This is a genomic window from Frankia sp. AgKG'84/4 (genome assembly GCF_023242965.2).
Lineage (GTDB): Bacteria > Actinomycetota > Actinomycetes > Frankiales > Frankiaceae > Frankia.
In genome coordinates, this window is sequence record NZ_JALKFU020000385.1 from 1 (window position 1) to 5,078 (window position 5,078).

At 71.5% G+C, this 5,078-nt stretch carries 5 protein-coding genes; 3 read left to right on the forward strand and 2 right to left on the reverse strand.

Annotated elements, in window-relative coordinates:
• Window positions 1-822 (forward strand): 2-oxo acid dehydrogenase subunit E2 (locus tag MXD58_RS19580; RefSeq protein ID WP_250609695.1); only part of this gene is annotated, 822 nt, incomplete at its 5' end.
• Window positions 823-942: 120 nt separating this feature from the next.
• Complete coding sequence (locus MXD58_RS19585) at window positions 943-1,179, forward strand: hypothetical protein (protein ID WP_101836413.1); 237 nt, start codon at window positions 943-945, stop codon at window positions 1,177-1,179.
• A gap of 86 nt (window positions 1,180-1,265) precedes the next feature.
• Here MXD58_RS19585 and MXD58_RS19590 read toward each other — a convergent pair whose 3' ends face one another.
• Together MXD58_RS19590 and MXD58_RS19595 are read right to left on the reverse strand one after the other, a co-directional pair.
• Complete coding sequence (locus tag MXD58_RS19590) at window positions 1,266-1,613, reverse strand: hypothetical protein (RefSeq protein WP_248840116.1); 348 nt, start codon at window positions 1,611-1,613, stop codon at window positions 1,266-1,268.
• 131 nt (window positions 1,614-1,744) lie between these two features.
• A complete protein-coding gene (locus MXD58_RS19595) occupies window positions 1,745-3,577 on the reverse strand; it encodes an acyl-CoA dehydrogenase (protein WP_248840115.1) in 1,833 nt (610 codons plus the stop codon).
• A gap of 161 nt (window positions 3,578-3,738) precedes the next feature.
• On the opposite strand from MXD58_RS19595, the gene MXD58_RS19600 reads away from it, so the two are divergent.
• Entirely contained in the window at window positions 3,739-5,067 is a 1,329-nt protein-coding gene (locus MXD58_RS19600; protein ID WP_250609696.1) for a patatin-like protein, read from the forward strand.
• Window positions 5,068-5,078 lie beyond the last annotated feature (11 nt).

A 5,078-nucleotide genomic window follows, 5' to 3' on the forward strand; every position in this document is an offset into this window, starting at 1 on the left:
GCACTGCCGGGCGAGGTGCCCACCGGCGTCCCGGCGCCGGGCACCGCCCCCGGGGCAGGCGCCCCCCTGGTGGGTGCGATCCCGGCGGACGCGACATTCGCGGCGGACACCGGCGGCTGGCGGGTACCCGTCGTCGGCGTCCGGCGGATGATGGCGCAGGCCATGGTCGCCAGCGTCGCGGCGGCGCCGCAGGTCACCGAGTTCCTCAGCGCCGACATGACCGCCACGATGGACGGCCGCAAGCGGATCATGGAGCTGCCGGACTTCGCCGGGCTGCGGGTGACGCCGCTGCTGTTCGCGGCCAGGGCTCTGCTGGTGGCCGTGCGCCGGCACCCGATGATCAATTCGCGCTGGGTCGAGAACGGCGACGGCGGGCGTCCGGAGATCGAGGTGCCCGGCCGGGTGAACCTGGGGATCGCGGTGGCGGGCCCGCGCGGGCTGGTGGTGCCGCACATCCCGGACGCCGACCGGCTCGACCTCGTCGGACTGGCGCGGGCGCTGGCGGCGCTGACGGCGGATGCGCGGGCCGACCGGCTCGACCCGGCACGGCTGCGCGGCGCAACCATCACGATCACGAACGTGGGCGCGCTTGGCGTCGACATCGGCACGCCGATCCTCAATCCGCCCGAGGCGGCGATCCTCGCCCTGGGCTCGGTTCGGCCGGCGCCGTGGGTGCACGAGGGTCAGGTGACGGCCCGTACGGTGGCTGAGCTGGCGCTGTCCTTCGACCACCGGATCGTGGACGGGCAACTCGGCGCCGCGGTGCTGGCCGACATCGGCGCCATGCTGACCGATCCCACCATCGCGCTCGCCTGGTCGTGATCGACTCATCGGATACACCAGGTGCCCACAAAGCACGCGAGTGGGGCACACAACGGCGCACCGGAGGTTCCCTGGTACGGTTGCGCCTCTGACCGGATTCCGGCACAAAGAGGTGGAACCATGACGCGAGTGGAGGCACTTCAGGCCGCGGACGAGTTCGTCGCCAAGGTGCTGACCTCCGCCAACTCCAGCGGCCGGTTCACCGGCACGCTGAACCTGGCTGAGCGGGTGGATCTCACCCTCCGAGTGGCCCGGTTCCTCCTTGAGGGGCAGTCGTCCTCGGAGTCCGACGATCTTCTGAAGCGGGACATGCGCAACGAGCTGGACCAGGCTTTCCCGCCCCTGCGGACCTCCTGAGTCCGCCCGGTGCGATCTCCCGACCAACCAGTGGTGGGAGATCGCACCGGGCGGTAGCTCGCAGGTGCTGGCGGGCGCGTTGATGATCAGTGCGACTGCTTGTCCACCTCCGGGTGACGTCGCGCGTTGATGTGCTCGTCCTCTTCCTCGGTCAGGTCCGGCTGGCGGCGCCGCGGGGCCTCGTAGGGCGTCGACGGATCGACGAGGACGGTGTCGTCCACGGCCACCGGCGTGGGCGAGCCGGTCTCGATCGACTCCTCGACCATCTTCCGACGCCACTGCTCCCGGTACAGGGTGATGCCCAGCCCCGCCAGACTGACGAGCATCAGGATCACGCCGACCGTGTCCAGGTTGAGACCGGACGGGTGGGAATTGACAGCGAAAGTCAAAATGGCGCCGAGGGTGAAGAACGCGAGACTCAACGGGATGCCCATGTCATCCCTCTACCCCTGTTTTCAACCAATACAACCACTCCACGGCGCGAACGCCACGGACCGCGCGGGTCTGCGCGCGGTCCGTGGGTGTTCGGTCGGTTCGGCGTCGCCGGCCGGGCCGACGGGAGGGCTCAGAAGGCCTCTTCGGGTACTTCCATGAGCCCGAGCCCGGTGGACTCGACGATGCCGCGGCGCGCCTTCAGGTCCGGCAGCACGTTCGCCGCGAACCACCGGGCGGCGGCCACCTTGCCCTGGTAGAAGGCGGTGTCCCGGTCGCCGGGGGACCCGTCGGCGAGGGCCCGGACCGCTACCTCGGCGCCGCGCATCAACAGCCAGCCGACGATCAGGTCCCCGAGGCTGAGCAGCAGGGTGGTGGTGTTCAGGCCGACCCGGTAGACCTGCTCGGGGCTCTGCGCCGCGCTGGTGAGGTAGCCGACCATCGCGCCGACGATGCCCTGGACGTCGTCGAGGGCGGCGCCGAGCGCCTCCCGCTCGTGCTGGAGCGCACCGTTGCCCGCCTCCGCCTTGACGAAGTTCTGGATCTCGCCGATGACGGCGGTCAGCGCCTGCCCCTTGTCCCGGACGATCTTCCGGAAGAACAGGTCCTGCCCCTGGATCGACGTGGTCCCCTCGTACAGGGTGTCGATCTTGGCATCACGGAGGTACTGCTCGAGCGGGTAGTCCTGCAGGTATCCGGAGCCGCCGAGGACCTGCAGCGAGGACGCGAGCAGTTCGTAGGACCGCTCGGAGCCGACGCCCTTGACGATCGGCAGCAGCAGGTCGTTGATCCGCACGGCGAGGTCGTCGGTCTCGCCGCGGGCCTCCGCCTGCGCCACCCGGTCCTGGAACGTCGCGGTGTAGAGGATGAGCGAGCGCATGCCCTCCACGTAGGACTTCTGCGCCATCAGCATCCGGCGGACGTCCGGGTGGTGGATGATCGTCACCCGCGGCGCGGTCTTGTCGGCCGAGCGGGGCAGCTCGGCGCCCTGCACCCGGGTGCGGGCGAAGTCCAGCGCGTTGAGGTAGCCGGTGGACAGGGTGGCGATCGCCTTCGTGCCGACCATCATCCGGGCGTGCTCGATGACCTGGAACATCTGCGCGATGCCCTCGTGCACGTCGCCGACGAGCCAGCCGACCGCCGGGGTCCGCTCACCGAAGCGCAGCTCGCAGGTGGTGGATGCCTTCAGGCCCATCTTCTTCTCGACGTTCGTGACGTACACGCCGTTTCGCTCGCCGGGCGCGCCGGTCCCCGGGTCGGGCATGAACTTCGGCACGACGAACATCGACAGGCCCTTGGTGCCCGGCCCGTGCCCCTCCGGCCGGGCCAGCACGAGATGCATGATGTTCTCGGGCACATCCCAGTCGGCGCTGGTGATGAACCGCTTCACGCCCTCGATGTGCCAGGTTCCGTCGGGCTGTGCCACGGCGCGGGCGCGGCCGGCGCCGACGTCGGAGCCCGCGTCCGGCTCGGTGAGGACCATCGTCGCGCCCCACTGCCGGTCGATCGCGAAGCGGGCGATCGTGCGCTGCCACTCGGTGCCCATCCGGTGCAGGATCCCGGCGAAGGTCGGCCCGGCCAGGTACAGGAAGACCGCCGGGTTCGCGCCGAGCAGCAGCTCGGAGCCGGCCCAGGCGACCGTCGGCGGGGCGCCGAGCCCGCCCACCTCGGTGGGGACGAACAGGCGCCACCACTCGCCGTCGAGAACCGCCTGGTAGGAGCGCTTGAACGACGCGGGCAGCGTCACCGAGCCGGTCTTCGGGTCGAACGTCGGCGGGTTGCGATCTGCGTCAGCGAACGACTCCGCCACCGGCCCGGAGGCCAGGTGTTCCAGCTCGATCAGCGCCTGGCGCGCGGTGTCCACATCCATGTCCTCGAACGGTGCGGTGCCCAGCGTGGCACCGACGTCGAAGAGCTCGAAGAGGTTGAACTCCAGATCGCGAAGGTTGCTCCGGTAGTGCCCCATGGGATGGCTCCTTTCGGGAGCACCGGCGGCACCTGAGGGCCGAGACCGGCTTGCTACTCGTGAGTACGTAGTTCCCATGCTACCCACGGGTAACCCGCTGACAAGTGGGACGACCGGTTGATTGCCGCCGCGAATCGCCCGAGCCGACGGACCTCGGTCGGATGGCCGACCAGCGCATGTCCGGCCCGTCTACTCTTGCCACCATGCGTGACGAGGCGACCCAGGAAGTTCGACTTGCGGTCGTGATGACCGGCGGGGCCAGCCTCGCCGTGTGGATGGGCGGGGTCGCCACCGAGATCAACCTCGCCACCGGCGCCCGGGACCACGCGAGCGTCGGCGGCCCCGCGGACCCCACCGACGCCGCCGTCGCCGCCCGTTACGCCCGCCTGCTCGCGATCCTCGACGTGGAGATCGCGGTGGACGTGCTCGCCGGGACGTCCGCCGGTGGCATCAACGCCGCCATGCTCGGCTTCGCGAACGCGCGGCGCGCCGACCTCGCGCCGCTGCGCGACCTGTGGCTCTCCCTCGGCTCCCTGGACGCGATGATGCGCACCCCCGCGGACCGGGCCTTCCCCTCCCTGCTGCGGGGCGACGCCGTCGTGCTGCCCGCGCTGCACACCGCGTTCTCGGCGGTGGCCGCGACCGCCCCGCGCCAGCACCGCCACGCCACCCGCCCGACGTCGATGTTCGTGACGACGACGATCGTGCGCGGCGAGGTCGTCGAGCACACCGACTCCCTCGGCGGGACGATGTACGACGTCGACTACCGCGGGCTGTTCGTCTTCGGCACGCCCGACCTCACCGACCCCGGCGCCATCCCCCGCCTCGCGCTCGCCGCCCGGGCCAGCTCCGCCTTCCCCGGGGCGTTCGAACCCGCCTGGGTGCCCGTCGGCCGCCCGGTCGACGACGCCCATCCGGACCTGGCCGCCTATGTCAACAGCGCCCGTTCGTTCCACGCCTCGGACGGCGGGATCCTGGTGAACCGGCCGATCGGGCCGGCGCTCGCCGCGATCTTCGACCGGCCGGCCGAACGCCAGGTCCGCCGGGTGCTCACCTACGTCGTGCCGTCCGCGCGCCCGGCCCAGCTACTGTCGCAACCGCCGACGCACGGTGCACCCAGGGCCAGCTCGCCGCAGCCGCTGCCGGCCCCGCCGCCGGTGTCCAGCACCCTGCTCGGGGCGCTGGACGCGGCGCTCAACCAGTCCATCGGCACGGATCTCGCCGCGCTGCGCGCCCACAACGACGCCGTGCGCGGCACCCGCACCGCACGGCGCCGCCTGCTCCGGCTCGCTCCGGCCGGCACCGCCCGCCTCGCCGACGACGCCGTCTACCACGCCTACCGGCGGATCATGGCCGAGCAGGTCGCGACGCCGGTCGTCGAGGCACTGCTGCGCGTCCTCACCGACCGCGCCGACCTACCCCGCCCGCCCGACGCCGACGTGGTCCGCGGCGCCCCCGGGGGCCCCCGCGGGCACACCCCCGCCGAATAAAAACAATATAC